We start from the raw sequence: 17681 nt of genomic DNA, 5'->3' as shown, positions 1-17681 counted from the left end.
CGCTGAGGTTGCGCCAGAAGCCCGGCTGCTGTGCGTGCCAGGCCAGGGTGTGGCCACGGACCCGCATGCCGTGCTGGACGGCCCAGTTGTAGATCGCGTCGCCGGCGGTGAACGAGAACTGGCCGGGATTGGGCTCGGTCGCGTCGGGCTTCATCTCGTTGACCGCGGTCATCATGTCGAACTCGCGGTTCGCGATGGTGAGGAAGCCGGAGTCGGTGAGGCGGTCGCGCCCCATGGCGGCGCCGAAATAGCGGCCGCTCCGCTCGGCGGCCGCCTTCAGCGTGGTCCCCGGCGGGCCGCTGAGATCGGCGTGGGCGACGGTGGCCACGGCCACCGAGGCCACGGCGGTCACCACGGCCAGGGTGCCGGCGAGGAGCAGACCGGCGGTACGGCGTTTCGGTCGGACGGGAACTTCGTTCATCGGTGCGCTTCCTTCTCGAGGTCAGCTGCTCAGGGTCCATCGCTGGTTCGCGCCGCCATTGCACGACCAGAGGATCAACTTGGTGCCGTTCGTATTGGCCGCGTTGTTGGCGTCGACGCACAGCCCGGACTGGGCACTGGTGACGGTTCCGTCGGCGTTGAGGTTCCACTGCTGGTTGAGCGCGCCATGGCAGTCCCAGATGATGACCGCGGTGCCGTTGGCCGTGCCGTTGCCGGAGGCGTCCAGGCACTTGTTGCCGTACACCATCAGTTGCTTGCCGGCGGTGTAGGCCCATCGCTGCTTCGCGCTGCCGTCGCAGTCCCACAGCTGCACCTGGGTTCCGTTGGTGGTGGTGGCGTTGGGCACGTCCACGCACCGCCCGGACTGGCCGCCCACGAGCTGCCCGCTCTGCTGGCCGCCGCCCTGCCGCCGGACGATCGACGTGGACTGGGCGGATCGATTGCCCTGCGCGTCCAGGACATAGAGCCGGTAGTCACCCGCGGACGACGGAACCGCGATCGAAGTGGCGACGCCGCCCGCGGTCGTCATCGTCGGTCCGGCGACGAAGGTCGTCGTGCCGGCGGGTGCCAGCCAGATCCGCCTGCTCGCGTCGCCGGTGCTGCGGATCCGCGCGGACGCGGTCCCGCTGCCGACGAACGTGCTGGCCGGCAGGACGCGATCCGGCAGGGAGAGGTTGCCCGGCGGGACGATGTCGGAATACGACTCCTCGAGCCCGGAGTCGACGGCGATGGCGTACGCGGCGGCCGGCCAGACATAGTCGGACGACACCAGGATGTCCTGGATCGTACTGTTCGGCAGGTTCTTGTTGGAGACCTTGTTGATCGGTCCGTACGTCTGCGTGATGCTCAGATCGTGCTTGCGCCCGAAGTCGTCGGAGTTGATGAGCCAGGTGACGTTCTTGTCGACGCTGAGCACGTTGTCGCGGAAGGTCAGGTACGCCGAGCCCTCGTCCGGATGGAGCCCGTACTTGTGCCCGGACGGAACGCCCTGCAGATAGTTGTCGGTGATCGTGGTCCCCGGCTGACTGCCGAGCGTGTAGATCGGGGCCGTGTCGCCGAGGCGCTGCACCGTGTCGACGATCTGGTTGTAGCTGATGGTGTTGTTCCGCGCCGTCGTGGTGGGCCGGTCGGGCGCGATCGAGCCGGACGAGCCGTCGAAGTTCCACCATCCCCAGCCGAGCGTGATGCCGGCCCAGGGCGCCTTCTCGATCCGGTTGTGCTGCACGGTCAGGGTGTCGACGAAGTACGCCGAGATCGGGCTGTGGCCGTTGAACAGCACCGCGCTGTCGTACACGTAATTGTTCTTGATCTCGATGTTCCGGCATAGCCCTTCGACCTGGACCGGATACTTCTCGCGGTTGGTCGACGTGTAGTCGCCGATGTAGACATGCTGCGGATGCCCCACCGAGATCGCCGATCCGGCGATGTCGCCGGTGTAGTTCCCGATCAGCTGGCTGCCCTGCACGTCGTTGAGCATGCTGATCCCGTCGGCGCCGGTGTGCTGGATCCGGTTGCGCTGCAACAGGATCCCGTCGGCGTTCTGGATCTGCACGATGGCGGGAACGGTGTCGACGTTGCGGTAGTAGTAGGCGTGGAAGTTCTGCTTGGCGTAGGCGATCGCGCTGAGATTGCCCTGCTGCGCCTGCTTGTACGCCGAGCCGGCCACGGAGACGAGGTTCCAGTCGGAATGCCGCACCGTGAGGCCGGAGAACGTGAGGTTGCGGGCGTGACTGCTCGTCGAGGTGCCGGCGACCCGCAGCACGGTGGACACGTTGTCGGGTGCGAACACCGTCGCGGTCGACATGTTCTCGGCGTCGGTCTTGTAGTAGTAGAGCGTCCGGCTGGTCCGGTCGAAGTAGAACTCGCCCGGCGTGTCCAGGAACTCGTAGGCGTTCATGACCTTGTGGACCCCGCCGACCTGGGCATTGCCGTTGAACGCGCCCTGCGCGATCGCCGCGCCCGGCTGCTGGAAGAGCGCCACCCGGTTGCCGCCGTCGGTGGTCACCTGGCGGACTCCCACGATGGCCGAGGTCCAGGTGGTCGCGGTCTCGATCTCGATGTCGTCCTGGTTGCGGGCGATGGCCGGGAAGTCGGACTGGTTGTATTTGGCGCCGGCACACTGTGACCCCGACTCCCACGCCCAGTCGGCCTGCCCCGCGGTGATGTTGTACGTTCCGTAACATCCGCCCGAGCTGATGGTCTTCGCGGCCATGTACGCCCGCTTGTCGTTGACGTACAGCGCCCGGAGCTTGTTGGCCCGGTCGAGCGGGGCCTTCCAGATGTTGCCGCTCTGCTGGGTCCATCCGGTCACCCGGACACCGCCCTCGAGCACCGGCGTCTCGTTCGGGTACGCGGCGTAGACGACCCGGTAGTTGCCGGTGCCGGAGTCGCTCGGCCCGAACTCGATGGTGCTGCTCACCGGATAGCTACCACCGCGCAGGTAGACGTAGATGTCGCCGGTCATGGTGGCCTTGGCGGTGCGAACGACGTCCCGGGCGTGCTGCACGGTGCGGAACGGTGCCGTGATCGACCCCGGATTGCCGTCGTCGCCGTCGGGCGCCACGTAGAACGTGGCCTGGGTCGCGGCCGCGGCGGATCCGGCGGTCACGGCCGCGACCGCCGAGGTGGCCGAGATGATCATGGCAGCCGCCAGCATCGACCGGCCGACGGTGGAAAAGGTGCTCCTCATGCGTGCTCCTTCTGCCTCATCCGGCGGCGACGATCTTCCAGCGCTGGTTGGCGCTGGTGGAATCGCTGTACTGGCCGGCACTCGCCCCGGTCGCCGTGCGTCCCATGCCGTCCAGATAGAGGCCGGTGGCCCGGTTCCGCAGTCGTACGTTGTTGGCGTCGGTGACCACGGACCACTGCTGGTTGGCCGAGGTTCCGCCGGTGTACTGGCCGGCGGCGCTGCCGTTGGCGGTGCGGCCCATGCCGTCCACGTACAGCCCGCTGCCGAGATTCCGGATCCGCACGTAGGTCCCGGAGTTCTCGACCACCCACTGCTGGTTCAGGCCGGTGCCGGCGGGCGCCTGACCGACATCGGATCCGGCGGCGGTGCGGCCCAGCCCGTCGGCGTACCGGCCGGTGGCGGCGTTGACGATGCGGACCGTCGTGCTGCCGCCGGTGCCGATCCCCCAGGAGTACTGCAGCCGGTTGAGCCCGGAAGGGTTGGTCAGCGTCAGGTTCAGGGTGGAGCCGCTGCCGCTGCGCTTCGTCAGGCTGTACCAGTCGCCGTCGCGCAGGCCGGGCCAGTAGACCCCGCCGACGCCCAGCTCACGGAGCTTGCTGCTGACGCCCCGGATGTAGTCGGCGAAGAACGACCCGCTCGGGATGTTGTAGTCGATGGTGTCGTACGAGACGCCGTTCTTGCTGCCCGGGCTCATCGGGCCGCCCCATTCGGTGGCTACGGTCCGCGCCGCGTATCCGCCGATGGAGCTCGCGATGTGGTTGGCCCACGAGGTCTCGTCCTCGAACCCGGCGAAGAACGAATAATCGTGTACGGCGAGCAGGGTGTCGTTCAGCCGACCGTCCTGGCCGACGGCGGCGACGTTCTGGGCGAGCCCGGCGCCGTCCAGGATGACCCGTCCGCGCGGCACGTTGGAGTGCCGGCCGAGCCACGCGTTGTACAGGTTGTTCAGGTCGCCTGTGGAGTACCCGTACGGCTCGTTGATGACTTCGAAGTAGGCGTTGCTGTTGCCGGCGTACCGGGCGACGACGGTGTCCCACATGCGGTCGTAGGCCGCGACGGTGCTCGGCCGGCCACCGCTGTAGGCCCAGTACGCCAGGATCACCTTGCCCTTGGTGAGTGCCTGATCGATCGCGCCGGTGTAGGTGTTCCAGTAGTTCGCGACGGTCGGTTCGTTGATCGGCATCCGGACGGTGTTGGCCCCGGTGATCGCGTACAGCTGCCCGACCACCCGATCGGCGACGACGGCCGCCGAGGCGTACGTGTCGGCCGAGCCCAGGCCCGACACGTAGAGCACCCCGTTGACGAAGTTGTCCCGCTGGTCGGCCCAGTTCACCCCGCGGAACTGCATGGTGTCGGCGCGCGCCGGCTGCTGGGCCACGACAGCCCCGGCGAGCGCGAGCACGGCGGCGAGCAGGATCCGCCCGGTACGGCCGAGTTTCCCGGCGCCGGTCACGACTTGGTCCATCGCTGGTTGCTGCCGCCGTTGCAGGTCCGCAACTCGACGGCGCCGCCGTTGGTGGTGGCCGAGCCGGTCCAGTCGAGGCAGAGCTTCGACTGGACCCCGGTGATGGTGCCGTCCGCGTTGATCAGCCACTGCTCGTTGGCGCCGCGGTTGCCGGACCAGATCTGCACGACCGCCCACCCGCGCGATCGCCACGGCCTGCGCAACGACCGGCGGTTCGGCCGGTCCTCAGATGTTGTCATGAAGTCGCTTCCCTTCCGCCGAGGCGCCGTGACCGGCTTTCCCTGCTGATCGCGTCACTAGGTCGTTAAGTTAGCGTTAACTACTACATCATTCGAATGACGTATGTCGATGTACGAGTCGCCCTGGCTCGCTGTTGGGCGGTCGAGCGCGGACGGCATTGCCGGGGGCGCAGACTGGGACGAAGCTGCCATAGACCGGAAAGGCCGCCGCGATTCGGGCAGTTGACAGGTTTCAGTGCGGGGTGCGACCCCCGGCAGAGATGCTGCGTAACGCTTTTTCGGCGGTCAGTTGATCGCGTCTATTCACGGCAGACGCACAAAAGAATTGTGAAGGTTAACATCGGCGATTCGCGGCTGGACGCCGGCGATCAGCGGTCCACGCACCCGGCGACGGCCGGCACGTCGCCGGTGGTGGTCCCGGCGGTCAGGGCGAACCGTCTCGTCGGTTCGCCCCGGGGGCGCCGCCGCCGGATGGCGATGATCGTGGGGTGTGCCCGGGACGCGCCCGACGCGGTAGCGAGGCCGGTGCCGGCCATCAGGGTGGCGAGCGCCGCCACCACCACCCGGGAGGTCCGGCGGGACGGCCGCGCGCCGAGCAGACGCCAGGTGACCAGGGTCGCCCCGGCCACACCGGCCGCCGCGAGCAACCCGGCGCCCGCCGATGCCGGACAGCCGTGCAGGACCGCCACCAGCAGGCGGCGGCCGCGGCGTACCCGGCGAACAGCAGTGCCCGCTCCACGCCGTCTAGCACCGGCTCCAGGGTCTGCGGACGCAGCATGTCGCCCACTACGACCTCCACGCCCTGACGGTCAGCGAGCCCATCGAGCCGGCCGCCGTCGCGGACGAGGGCCCGCACCGGCACGCCGTGCCGGGTGAACTCGTCGATCACTGCACGACCGCTAAGTCCTGCGGCACCCCGTCACCAGAATCATTGGATCTCCTTACGCTCACACTTAATTTCTAGGAGCGGGTCGCCTGCTCACCGGCGCCAACAGCGCACCTGCCACGCACTGCCTGGCCGACAGGCACACCGTGGCGCTTCCCGGCGCAGGTGGCGGCTGACTCCAGAGTGTCCTGACACCGCCCCAGCGGGCGGTGTCGGCACATTCCTCTCGATTCAAGCTCTCGTGGCGCATACCGCTGATCTTCCGACAAGAGCGACCTCAGCTCGATTCCCGGAGGTCGTGACGGCTCACGAATGCCGGTTGAACTGAATGATCTGGAGGTAGTTACCGTCGGGGTCCACGAATGTCGCGAAGCGGCCGGCGGGACGGTCCTCGGCGGGAACGAGCCAGTCCACCCCGGCCGCCCGCAGCTGCGCCTCAGCGGCGTCGAAGTCGTCGACGTGGAAGTTGAGGATCATCCGGCCCGGCTCGTTGTTCTTCGTGCCGACGTCGAGGCGGTGCTCGATGGCCACCCGGAAGCCGCCTAGGTCGATAGGCCCTTCGCCCTCATGGTCGGGCGCGAGTGTCTTGCGGTACCAGTCGCGCAGTTCGACGGGCTTGGCGGAACCGAGAAGGATGCTGCCAGGTTTCGGAGTGGTCATTTTCAGAACTCCTCGTTGCCTTTGTGTCCGGGCTCTCGTGATGCAGACTCGGGCTCAGCCGGGAAGTGATCGGTCGCGGCGTGGATGTGCCCTAGCCCACGTTGCTCGCGACCGTTTCGCGGGCCACGGACTGAGGGTCAGAACACCAACAGTGGTTTCCCGCCCCGGTCGGCCGCCTCGGCCAGGTGGGCTGCATGTACGGCCCGGTGGGCGGGGACCGGCTGTCCCTCAGGGATGACCATCACGGAGTTCTCGACCAGCGCGATCGCCGACGCCAATCCGCGCCGAATGTCGTCCTGGGATGTCGTGGCGAACCAGTGTGAGAGGAAGAACCCTCGCACCTGCTTGCTGCCGAAGACGAGGCAGCCGGCGGACAACGGGATGGTGAGCATGGCTGGGTCGGTCTGGCGGTGTGCGGGTCTTCGTCCTCGGTGCAGATGACTTCCGTACCACCCAGGGCGTGGATCTGTTCCGCGGTCGCCCGACGGCGCACGACGTTCAGCGTGTGAAAGCACCTACACGTACCCGCTCGATCAGCGCGCCGCGACCCTCTGGTACCACGACCACCGGATGGACTTCACCGGCCCGAGCGTCTGGCGCGGACTCGACGGATTCCACTTGCACCACGACGACGAGGAAGCCGCGCTGCGCCTGCCTGCCGGCGACCGGGACCTGCCGCTGATGATCGCCGACCGCAGCTTCGACGCCGACGGCACGCTGCTCTACCCCAGCGTCGATCCCACCCTCGTCAACCGGCACGGCGTCACCGCCGACTACGTGGCTGGCGTGCTCGGGGACGTCGTGCTCGTCAACGGCCGGCCCTGGCCCACCCTCACCGTCAGCCGCGGCACATACCGGCTACGACTGCTCAACGCGTGCAACGCCCGCCTCCTGTCGGTACGCTTCGATCCGTCGCCCCGAACCCGGCCTCGCACAGATCAGCACCGACGGCGGACTGCTCGCCGCACCCCTGCGGCACGACCACCTCGAGCTGGCGCCCGCACAGCGGTTCGACATCCTCGTCGACTTCTCCGCCTACGCCCCCGGGCACCCGGGTCACCATGGTCAACGACTTCGACACGGCCGCCATGAGCCAGATCATAAAATTCGTCGTCGACGACAGCCGGCCCGAACCCACCGCAATCCCCGACCGGCTGTCCACCGTCACCCCGCTGCGCGAGCAGGACGCGGTGACCACCCGGAAATTCGACTTCCGTACCGGCGACGTCGACGGCCACGACGGATGGCTCATCTCCCACCAACCGTTTAACCCCGACACCATCGCCGCCCGCGTCAAGCTCGGCACCACCGAGATCTGGCAACTCAACTCCGACTTCCACCACCCCGTCCACCTGCACCTGAGCCACTTCCAGGTCCTCAGCCGCGGCAGCGAAGGCCCGGGACCCTACGACGCCGGCTGGAAGGACACCATCGACCTGCGCCCCGGCGAACAGGCCAGAATCCTCGTCCACTTCGACGGCTATCCCGGCAAGTACGTCCTGCACTGCCACAACCTCGAGCACGAGGACATGGCCATGATGGCCAACTTCATCACCACCTGACACGAGGCCACGACTCAGCCCCCAGCCGACCGAACCGTCTTCGCGGCCGCCCTCACTCTGGTCGAGCTCACCGGCGCAGACGTTGAGCCAGTTGCCACAACCTTGACGGGATCATCGAGAATGGAGATCGGCGGCGCTCATGACCTGACCGCGGCCCGCGCCGGCGGTGGCACCGGGAGGGAAGTAAACGCATGATCGCGAGGCGGATCGCCACCCTGGTGGCAACCCTGCTGGCCGTCACCGGCCTGGGCGCCTGTGGTAGCGCCGCCACCGTCGAGGCACGGCGCAACGAACCGGTCGCGATCGCGCCGGGTTCGGCGGACGACGTCCGGGCGGCCACGCGAGAGGTCCAGGCCGCCGCCCGAGCCGACGCCGGCGTACGCCATCTGCCGTCCGCCTTCCGACTGCCGCCGGACAGCCGGGTGACCATGCTGTCTGACCGCGAGTCCGGCGCCTCGTTCACGCTGACCGCGCCGGACCCGGACGCTGTGCTCGCGTTCTATCGACGCGAGCTGCCGCGAGGCGCGTTCACGATCGTCGCCGACCGAGCCGGACCGGACACGACCAGCCTGGCGTTCCGCAACGCGGACGGCTGGGCAGGCGAGATCTATGCCACGCCACGCTGGGTGGCGGTCGCAGTCCGGCACGCCTGACGGAGTGCCGGGCCACCGTTCCGCCGCTTGTTGCCACTTTCCGTTGAACGCAACGGTCCCTCCCCAGTCAGGGCTGTGGGCCCGGGCTGGGGAGGTCCGACCGGTCAGTTGCCGTACACCTCGAAGGTGAAGAGCGAGTAACCCCACGGAGTGGCTCGGGTGGTGCCGTTGATGCGCACGTACCGGGCTTGCGCGCTCAGCCCGGTGTTGTCGTCCTCGCCACCGTTGCCTCCGGTCACCGACCGCGCGGTGGTCCAAGCGGTGCCGTTGGTCGAGGTCTGAATTTGGTACGCGGAACCGTAGGCCGCCTCCCACAGCAGTCGTACCCGGGAGACCGTGTACGTCGCACCCAGATCGACCTGGATCCACTGTGGATCGCTGAATTGACTCGACCAGCGGGTCGTCGTCGAGGCGTCCACCGCGGCCGAAGCCGGATAGCTCGCGCTCTCGACGCTGGACGCCGTTGCCGCCTTGTTGAGCGCCAGGTTGGTCACCGGCGGCTGCCCGGTGAGCTCCTTGACGCGGATGTTGCGGAACGCGGCCTGGTCGCCGGCACCGTGGTTCTGGATGCCGATGTAGCCGTCCAGGTTGCGGGCCGGGTCGGTGTTGGTGAAGTCGTTGATGAGCCGGCCGTTGAGGTAGACGCGGATCCGCTGGGCCTCGACCAGCAGCTCGTAGGCGTTCCACTCGCCGGGCGGGTTCAGCGCGGCGTCGCGGGCGGCGATGTCGGCCGACTTGAAGGTGTAGATGGCGCCCGTGGTGCGGTCGGCCGCGTCGGTGGCGTCGATCTGCACCTCGTAGCCCTGGTTGACCGCCACCCACGGATCGTTGCCCGGGTTGGGGAAGCCGACGAAGATGCCCGAGTTGCTGTCGCCGGTCAGGCGCCAGTCGGCCTTCAGCGAGTACGACGTGAACTGCTTGGCGGAGTACCAGTAGAGGCCCATGCCGCCGACCGAGCTCAGCGTCGCGTCGCTGTTGGTGAAGCTGCCCGGCCCGGACTGGGACCAGCCGGTGGTGCCGCCGTTGTAGAGCGGGGTGTATCCGGTCTCGGGCCGGCAGTCGGCCTTGGCCCGGCCGGCCGCGTAGCGCAGGCCGCCAAGCAGATGGCCGCGGAAGTTTGCCTCCGCGTATGAGGCCTGAGTGTGCCCGAAACCGGTGTACCAGGATCGGCCGCTGTCGACCGTCTTGCACCAGGCGATCGGATGGTCGGCTCCCATGCTGCCGCCCGAGTACGTCGACTCGTCGAGGGTGGCGAGCACACGGGCGCTGCTGCGCGGGTTGCTCTGGTAGTTGTAGAGCTCGTCAGTGCGGGTCCACGCCTGCGGCAGGTGGGCGCTGCTGGGGTGCGCCCGGTTCTCGACCCGCGCGGTCACCTGCTGGATCGCCGGGTGCGACTGGAAGTACGCCCCGACCAACTGACCGTAGAAGGGCCAGCCGTACTCGGTGTCGGCCGCGGCGTGCACGCCGACGTAACCGCCACCGCCGCGCACGTACGCCTCGAAGGCTGCTTGCTGCGAATCGTTGAGCACATCGCCGGTCGTGTTGAGAAAGACGACTGCCTCGTACGCGGCCAGGTTGCCGGCCGTGAACGCGGCCGCGTCCTCAGTCGCGGTGACCGTGAAGTTGTTGGCGGCGCCCAGATCGCGGATCGTCTGGATGCCCACCGGGATCGCGTCGTGCCGGAACCCGGCCGTCTTGGAGAACACCAGGACGTCGTAGGGGGTGTCGGCCGCGGACGCCGGGGATGCCGTGAACGTGCAGGCGGCCACGGCGAACAGGATCGTCGCGACGGCCAAGAGCTTACGCATGGAACCTCCTGTGCTGGGGGGAAAGCGGCGGGGTCAGTTGCCGTACACCTCGAGGTTGAAGAGCGAGTAGCCCCAGGCCGTGGCCCGGGTCGTGCCGTTGATGCGCACGTAGCGGGCTTGCGCGCTCAGCCCGGTGTTGTCGTCCTCGCCACCGTTGCCTCCGGTCACCGACCGCGCGGCGGTCCAAGCGGTGCCGTTGGTCGAGGTCTGAATTTGGTACGCGGAACCGTAGGCCGCCTCCCACAGCAGCCGTACCCGGGAGACCGTGTACGTCGCACCCAGATCGACCCGGATCCACTGTGGATCGCTGAACTGACTCGACCAGCGGGTCGTCGTCGAGGCGTCCACCGCGGCCGAAGCCGGGTAGGTGGCGTTCTCGACGCTGGCCGCCGTGGCCGGTTTGTTCAGCGACAGGAGTCCGGCGGCGGCACCGGTCGTGAACGTGAAACTGTCCACATCGAACAGAGCGCCCGTGCCGGTGCCGGCGAACGTCAGGTACAGCAACGTCGTACCGGCCGGCGCTCCACTGATCGCGCCGGTGACGTTGACGAAGATCTCCCACGACCCGGTCGGCGTCACGGCGGCCGAGCCGATGACGGTGCCGGTCGGCGAGCCCGTACGGAACTGAAGTGTGCCGCCGCTGCCGCCCGAGGAGACTCGCGCCGTGAAGGAGGTGGCGTTGTTCAGCTTGTACGGGTCGAACTGAATCCAGTCACCGTTGTTGACATCGCCGACCGTCTGGCCACCCTCGGCCGCCGTCTTGGCGATTTTGCTGACGCCCGAGGAGGACTTGTAATGCTCGGCCTGCCGCTTGCGGGGCGTGAGGATGTTCTGCGCGTGCGTGGTCAGCCCGCCCTTGTCGGTGTACGACGCGTCGAAGATCGGGAAGATGTTCGCGGCGTCGTCGTGCTCCCCGTCGACGGGGATCGTGATCGAGCCGGAACAGCCGTTCTGCGACGTGATCTGGTGCGCGTGCTGATCGTGGCCGAGGACGTAGGCCATCGTCACCTTCGTGCAGTCGATCGTCCCGTCCTCGGGGTCGGTGACCGTCACGCTCCACGGAACGGTGTCGCCGAACGAGGTCAGCTGGCCCGAGGCCGGGGCGTTGATGACGATCGTCGGGGCGGTGTTGCCGACGCTGATGCTCACGCTCGACGTGCCGGTCGCGCCCTGCGGGTCACGCACGGTCAGCGTCGCCGTGTAGGTGCCGTTGGTGGCGTACGTCTTGGTCGGGTTGGCGGCCGTCGATGTGGTGCCGTCGCCGAACGCCCAGGAATAGGTGAGCGCGCCGCCCTCGGGGTCGGTGCTGCCCGCCGACGAGAAGGTGACGGTCAGGGGCGAGGCGCCGGAGGTCGGGTTCGCGGCCGCCACCGCGGTCGGTGCGCGGTTGCCGCCGGCCACGTAGTCGTAGCGGTAGAGCGCCGAGTTGGCGTCGCCGTTGAAGTAGCCGGTGCCGTAGTCGAGGACGTAGAGCGCGCCGTCCGGGCCGAACGCCATGTCCATGACCTGCTTGCCGTTCCACGGGAACGTGTCGATCGTGCCCGGTGTGCCGTTCGCGTTGACCACGATCGGCTTGATCCAGCCGCGGCCGAACTCGCCGGCGAAGAACTGCCCGTCGAACGTCTGCGGGAACTTCGTCGCCGACGTGTTGCTCGCGCTGTATCGATAGACCGGACCGCCCATCGGTGACTCGGATCCGCCGCCGAACTCGGGCGGCGACCCGGCATCACCGGCGTACCGGATCCATGCCGCTCTGGCCGCGGGCAGCGCGGTCAGGCCGGTGTTGCGGAACGAGTTGTTGGTCGGCCCGCCGGTGCAGTTGTACTTGGCGCCGCCGGTCCCCGCGGCGAAGTCCCACTCGTTGTACGTCTCGGCGGTCGTGTTCGTCCCGGTGCAGTACGGCCAGCCGTAGTTGCCGGGTGCGACGACCCGGTTGAACTCCACCTGCCCGGAGGGGCCGCGGGTCGCCGACGTCGTTCCCGCGTCGGGGCCGTAGTCGCCGACGTAGACGGCGCCGGTGGACTTGTCGACGCTGATCCGGAACGGGTTGCGGAAGCCCATCGCGTAGATCTCGGGCCTGGTGTTCGCCGTGCCGGGCGCGAAGAGATTGCCCGCCGGGATCGCGTACGTGCCGTTGTCGTTCGGCTTGATACGCAGGATCTTGCCGCGCAGGTCGTTGGTGTTGGCCGCGCTGCGCTGCGCGTCGTAGACCGGGTTGCGGTCGGTGCGCTCGTCGATCGGGGAGTATCCGGCCGAGTCGAACGGGTTGGAGTCGTCGCCGGTCGAGAGGTAGAGGTTGCCGGCGGCGTCCCAGTCCATGTCGCCGCCGACGTGGCAGCACATGCCCCGATCGGTCGCCACGTCGAGCACGTTGACCTGGCTCGCCGTGTTGACGGTGAAGTCGGTGTTGAGCGTGAACCGGGACAGCCGGTTGACGCCCGCCCAGGTGGCCCAGGTCGTTGCGGCGCCGGTGGCCGGGGCGTCGCCCGCCGGGGTGTTCAGCGGCGGCGCGTAGAAGAGATAAATGCGCCGGTTGGTGGCGAAGCCGGGGTCGACGGCCACGCCCTGCAGGCCCTCCTCGTCGTGCGTGTAGACCGGGATCGTCGCGACCACCGCGGTGTTACCGGCCGCGTCGGTGCGGCGCAGCGTGCCGTTGCGTGCGGTGTGCAGCACCGATCGGTCGGGCAGCACCGCGATGCTCATCGGCTCGCCGGTCTCGGCGACGCCCTTGGCCAGCGTGACCTGCTGGAAGTCGGCCGGATCGATCGCCGCTGCCGCCGGGCCGGCGGTGACGCCGAGGGCGGTGGAGAGGAGGAGGACGGACGTAGATATCGCGGCTGATCGACGGACCTTTGTTCGGTGGTTCACGGTGTCCCTTCCTGACTGGGGATTGCCAGGCGGGGGCGCAGGCCGCTGCGCCGCAGCCGGGGAGTGCTGTGGCACCGATGTGCCCGGGCAGGCTCGGGGAGCTGGTTACCTGCTCGAAACATTCCACACTTTCGCATCGACAGACATATCTTTTGCATCATGAGCCGAAAGCTGCGTCCACCGGATGAGGCCGAGTTCGGCCCGAGCCGCGACAGTCGACTCTCCTGGCTACCGTGGCTCAGATGGACCATCCGCGGCGGCACGCCGGCGAGAACGTGATCAGCGCGGCCCAGCGCCTTCTACACCCGCGCCATCGCCGACGACCTCATCCCCGCCGGCGCCAGCCCGGCCCATCACGTGCGCAAACGCTGTCGGCTACCGAGCTCGCGGCGCGCCCTGAAGCCACGCGAGCTCACGACATTCTCGGTGCCGGCATGAACTCGCCGCTGCTTGATCGGGATCCAGGTTGGTGCAGTCGGGGATCAGGGGATAGGCACGTTGGTCGAGGATAGGCAACGGCCGTCATCCCAGTCCTCAAGACTCTGCCCATCGATTGGCGTCGGTCGGACGCTGTCCGACGACCCAGGTAGGTCACGATCATGCAGTGAGAAATGCAAGTGATCAGCCACCGAGAGCCCGGTGTCATCGACGAGCCCGAGTCGTGCGCCTTGCTTGACGAACATTCCCGTGCTTACTGGCACCAGTCCGGGACCATCGAGATGCAGGTACTCCGTACTGTATTTTGGCAAGGTTGGCTGGCCTCCGAAAAGCTGGTTGAGGAACTCTATGAAGATCTCGATCTCGGTGATGTGCCCTATCACAACCTGATTGTCGATCGCTGGGTCACCAGTGACTGTGCTGCCACGAACGAAGCTCACAATGCCGTCGGCAACAGCAAGAACCGCCTTGCCTCGAGCGTCGAGGAATAGCGGTACACCTTGAACAAAGCGGGAAAAGTCGACGGCGAAGGTGTCCCGGCCCACGTGGGTAGTAGGTTGTCCGTAGTAGAGGCCGCCTGGACCGAAACCACATGGCGTGGCAAGCGAAGCAGTCTCGACGAGGCCAGCGTAAATGAATGGCGCGAAAGGACCGAATGGAGCGGCGATCGCGTAGAAACCTGCGATCTCGGCGCTGAAGCCGACGATGCCCCCGGCGCGGAAGTTTTGGCCGGCCGGCCACGGGGCTTTCATCATCAACGAGGCCGGAGTGACAGGTGGACTGGTCGGCGTCGAACCTTCACCGGGCGGCGGATCTGGAGGAAGAACCGGTGGATCGTCATGAGGAAGATCCGGGCGATCAGGGCGATCGCCGTTGCGGTGCGGCAACTGAGTCAGACCAATGCCTCCCCACTCATATCCGCCGGGAGCACGAGCCATAATAAGCAGAACGCTGCCGGAGAAAAAACTGCCGTTCCAACCATGAGTTTCCAGATACAGCTTGCCACCAGCTCCCCGAATTGCTGCCGCGTCGACGGCGACATCAGAGTCGGCTAGATCGGACCGAAGCTCCCGAAGTAACGGACCTGGCTCGACGAATTGCCGTTCACCGCCGGACAGTCCAATGGTGAAATGGGTCGGAGACGCAAGTCGTTCCAGATGGTCGCCGTCACCTCTTCGTAGTGCGTCTGCCAATTCGCGCGCCAGTTGTTCCGGAGCGCGCACCCAATCGGGGCCGCGGGTCAAGCGCTCAGCATCTCGTCTGGCGAGATCGGGAATGTTCGCCATGGTGCGCGACGGCACATCGATCGCTTCGGCCGCCTGCCGATACGCCTGTGTCGCCTCTTCCCGGCGCCCGGCAGCCTCGGCCAGTCGTCCGATCTCGCGATAGCACCAGGCCGGAGACGTGTCCCCTGTGCCCGCTTGCACGATTTGTTTAAAGCAGTCCGCCGCCTGCTCAAATCGCCCCATCGCTTCATGGCACGTCGCGGCTTGCTGCAGGGCAAGGCCCAGCAGCGTTTGACTGCCGAACCGACGATCAGGATATCGACTGATAATGTCCTGATAGATCTGGACCCCAGCATCAAAACGTGACTCCAGCAGGAAGTTGTCACCGAGCCACAGAAGCAATAGGCCAGCCAATGGCTCGTCCTGGTGGGCATCGACATTGCCCTGCAACAGTTCGTTACTAGCAGTCGGACGCGCCGTGTGTCGAAGGCGATGTACAGTTTGTGAGATTTGACGCCACATCTCGAAGGTACGTCGATCGGACGGTGTCGGCATCGTGTCCTCCCCATGCGGGCGCAGTTGTCCGTGCATCGCACCGTCGCGACATCAAGATCTGATGGCCTACGTACTATGGGGGCACCAACGGTCCGCGAGATGCGCGGGCTAGCCGTGAAGCTGGGCATCAATATGTGCCGTCTTGACTCTATGCCTGAGGCCGTGTTGGCAGAAGGGTCGATGCCCCCAGCCAGAGGTTGCGGCCCCGGCCGCTGCTCATGCTCGCGCCCATTTCAGCCAGCGCTACCGCTTGTCGGCGGTCCTGCCAAGGTCATGCATCGATGTTGATCTGCCGGGCGGAATGGCCCACCGCGGAGGTCGGGATCTGCTTGCGCTGTCACGCCAGCGGCGCCGCGTTCCGGATCGCTGCGACCACGTCGAGGATCGCCTGACTGGTCGCGGTCGAGTCCTTCTCGTCTGCGAGGAGCTCTTGATGGCTGGCGCCGTCGATGACTCGGTGCGCGCTATTGGTCGACATGGTGGCGAGGCGGACATGGCTGGCGATCAGGTCGGCGTCGCTTCCGGTTCCGGCGGTGAGCACCACCAACGGCTTGGCGCCGAAGTCGGTGAATGCTCCTGCTTCGACCGCGGAGGCGTTGGCTTGGGCGAACTCGTCGACGAAGCTGCGCAGGTTACTGCCGGTGGCAAGGTTGGCACGTGCCTCGGCCTCTGACTGCGGCGGCAGAGTACCGGCCTCGGTCGGCGCGTACAGGCGGGTCAGGCCAAGGCGAGCCGAGGTGGAAACCAGGGTGGCGACCCGTCCCATGGCGTAGTAGCGGTTCGGGTCGGCAGACCCTGCGGCAGGCGGTGTCTCGCGCGGTGCGGTCGTGTCCACGAGGACCATCCCGGCTGGCCCCGGCCCGGGCCGCGACGACCGCGCCGTTGATGGTGTAGTACCGCGTCCCGGTCAGCGCCTTGGTGCTGTTGTTCATGACGATCTGCTCGTCGCCGAGGTACAGCGTGGTGGTGGCCGGGTCGCGCTGGAGCAGCTGGCTGCCGTCGGCGGCGTACCCGTACGTCGTGGTGCCGCGGCCGGTGGCGGCGGTGGCCACCTTGCCGGTCGCCGTCCAGGTCAGTTTCTCGTGGCGAGCAGCGGCGACGTGTGCGACAGCCCGTGCCGGAGCCGCTGGCGGTCGTCGATCACCACCGGGTCAGAAGACGACGTCGGCCAGCCGATCGACTTCGGCGAGGTCGGGCACGGTCGGGTCCAGGATCAGCTCGTCGAGGCCGGCATCCTCGAACGCCTTGATCGCGTCCCGCAGCGCCTGCGGCGACCGCAGCGCGCCGTTGGCGATGACGTCGGCGAAGTCGCCGAGGAACCCGTAATAGCTGCGCAGTGACCGCTTGGACGTCTCTTCATCGCTGAGTCCGAAGTACGCCAGGCCGGCGAACCGCGGCTCGCCCTCACGGCCGGCGTCGTGCCACTCGCGGCGGATCCGGTCGACCATCGGCTTCACCTGCGCGGGAGAGGCGCCGCCAGCGATCCAGCCCTGCCCGTGCTCGACCGTGCGGCGGACGGCCGCGTCGCTGGTGCCGCCGATGAGCACCTTCGGGTGGCCGTGCTCGGCCACCGGGAAAGCGTCGCCGGCGAGCTTCTCGCCCGCGAACACCGTTCGCATGATCTCGAGCGCTGCGTCCATGTTCTGGCCGCGCCCGCGCATCGAGCGGCCCATCGCGACAAAGTCGTCCTCGCGTCCGCCGACGCCCAGGCCGAGGGTGAGCCGGCCGCCGGACATCGCGTCCAGGCTCGCCGCCGCCTTGGCCAGCCACACCGGCGGATACAGCGGCGTTAGCAGTACCCCGCTGAGCAGGCCGATTCGGGAGGTGGCCCCCGCCGCGACGCACAGCGAGGCGATGGTGTCGTAGTTCGGGTAGACAATCCGGTCGATAGTCCCGAGCGAGGTGAATCCGCGCTCCTCGGCCCGTCTGGCCCACTCGATCATAAGCGGCCCGGGATGTGTCAACGTGTTCGGCAAACCGATGCTGATCTCCATGATTCCAGGCTAGTCCGGCCACGGCGGCCCGGGCCTGATCCTCGACGTCCGTTGCCTCTGCCTCCCGCTCCTGGCCCCCGCCGGGCACGCCCGGCCGGTAACGCACACCGCCCAGCAGCCGGGACCGGCAGGAACGCGCCCGCTGTGCCCGCCCGCGCCGTCGACGGACGCGGGACCGGACGCGGCCGGACCGAGGG

15 protein-coding genes and 1 pseudogene are annotated in these 17681 nt (G+C 67.7%); 2 read left to right on the top strand and 14 right to left on the bottom strand.

Annotation, left to right across the window (positions count from 1 at the left end):
• The 9 genes and pseudogenes from ACIA5D_RS46645 to ACIA5D_RS46605 form a co-directional block, all read right to left on the bottom strand.
• Positions 1-421: endo-1,4-beta-xylanase (locus ACIA5D_RS46645; RefSeq protein WP_396037133.1), on the bottom strand; the 421-nt coding region annotated here is incomplete at its 3' end.
• Positions 422-442: 21 nt separating this feature from the next.
• Entirely contained in the window at positions 443-3130 is a 2688-nt protein-coding gene (locus ACIA5D_RS46640; RefSeq protein ID WP_396037132.1) for a ricin-type beta-trefoil lectin domain protein, read from the bottom strand.
• 16 nt (positions 3131-3146) lie between these two features.
• Complete coding sequence (locus ACIA5D_RS46635) at positions 3147-4595, bottom strand: RICIN domain-containing protein (RefSeq protein ID WP_396037131.1); 1449 nt, start codon at positions 4593-4595, stop codon at positions 3147-3149.
• A complete protein-coding gene (locus ACIA5D_RS46630) occupies positions 4580-4834 on the bottom strand; it encodes a ricin-type beta-trefoil lectin domain protein (protein ID WP_396037130.1) in 255 nt (84 codons plus the stop codon). Before ACIA5D_RS46630 ends, ACIA5D_RS46635 begins: the two co-directional genes overlap by 16 nt.
• A 368-nt stretch (positions 4835-5202) precedes the next feature.
• Positions 5203-5523, bottom strand: coding sequence for a hypothetical protein (locus ACIA5D_RS46625; RefSeq protein ID WP_396037129.1), 321 nt, complete (start codon positions 5521-5523; stop codon positions 5203-5205).
• Positions 5524-5555: 32 nt separating this feature from the next.
• Positions 5556-5738: pseudogene (locus ACIA5D_RS46620) on the bottom strand (NAD(P)H-binding protein); the annotation flags it as partial.
• A gap of 288 nt (positions 5739-6026) precedes the next feature.
• Positions 6027-6380, bottom strand: a complete 354-nt coding sequence (locus tag ACIA5D_RS46615) for a VOC family protein (RefSeq protein ID WP_396037128.1) — start codon at positions 6378-6380, stop codon at positions 6027-6029.
• A 137-nt stretch (positions 6381-6517) separates the two neighbouring features.
• Positions 6518-6772 (bottom strand): hypothetical protein, encoded by a 255-nt coding sequence (locus tag ACIA5D_RS46610; RefSeq protein WP_396037127.1) that lies wholly within the window; start codon positions 6770-6772, stop codon positions 6518-6520.
• A gap of 106 nt (positions 6773-6878) precedes the next feature.
• A complete protein-coding gene (locus tag ACIA5D_RS46605) occupies positions 6879-7139 on the bottom strand; it encodes a hypothetical protein (protein ID WP_396037126.1) in 261 nt (86 codons plus the stop codon).
• A 302-nt stretch (positions 7140-7441) separates the two neighbouring features.
• Between ACIA5D_RS46605 and ACIA5D_RS46600 the strand changes: the two genes are divergently transcribed.
• Positions 7442-7942 (top strand): multicopper oxidase domain-containing protein, encoded by a 501-nt coding sequence (locus ACIA5D_RS46600; RefSeq protein ID WP_396037125.1) that lies wholly within the window; start codon positions 7442-7444, stop codon positions 7940-7942.
• 191 nt (positions 7943-8133) lie between these two features.
• Positions 8134-8595: a hypothetical protein gene (locus ACIA5D_RS46595; RefSeq protein WP_396037124.1), complete on the top strand. Its 462-nt coding sequence runs from the start codon at positions 8134-8136 to the stop codon at positions 8593-8595.
• Between the two features lie 104 nt (positions 8596-8699).
• Here the strand turns inward: ACIA5D_RS46595 and ACIA5D_RS46590 are convergent, their stop codons facing one another.
• The 5 genes from ACIA5D_RS46590 to ACIA5D_RS46570 all read right to left on the bottom strand — a co-directional run bounded on the left by ACIA5D_RS46590 (position 8700) and on the right by ACIA5D_RS46570 (position 17484).
• A complete protein-coding gene (locus ACIA5D_RS46590; RefSeq protein ID WP_396037123.1) occupies positions 8700-10403 on the bottom strand; it encodes a ThuA domain-containing protein in 1704 nt (567 codons plus the stop codon).
• Positions 10404-10436: 33 nt separating this feature from the next.
• Positions 10437-13271, bottom strand: a complete 2835-nt coding sequence (locus ACIA5D_RS46585; RefSeq protein WP_396037122.1) for a PQQ-dependent sugar dehydrogenase — start codon at positions 13269-13271, stop codon at positions 10437-10439.
• A 482-nt stretch (positions 13272-13753) separates the two neighbouring features.
• Entirely contained in the window at positions 13754-15490 is a 1737-nt protein-coding gene (locus tag ACIA5D_RS46580; protein WP_396037121.1) for a tetratricopeptide repeat protein, read from the bottom strand.
• A 337-nt stretch (positions 15491-15827) separates the two neighbouring features.
• Positions 15828-16325, bottom strand: a complete 498-nt coding sequence (locus ACIA5D_RS46575) for a hypothetical protein (protein WP_396037120.1) — start codon at positions 16323-16325, stop codon at positions 15828-15830.
• Between the two features lie 316 nt (positions 16326-16641).
• Entirely contained in the window at positions 16642-17484 is an 843-nt protein-coding gene (locus tag ACIA5D_RS46570) for an LLM class flavin-dependent oxidoreductase (protein ID WP_396037119.1), read from the bottom strand.
• Positions 17485-17681: the final 197 nt, after the last annotated feature.

The organism is Actinoplanes sp. NPDC051513, from assembly GCF_044454685.1.
In the GTDB taxonomy this organism is placed as follows: Bacteria; Actinomycetota; Actinomycetes; order Mycobacteriales; family Micromonosporaceae; genus Actinoplanes.
Note: the sequence above shows the minus strand (reverse complement) of the source record. Positions and strands in the feature narration are given on the sequence as shown.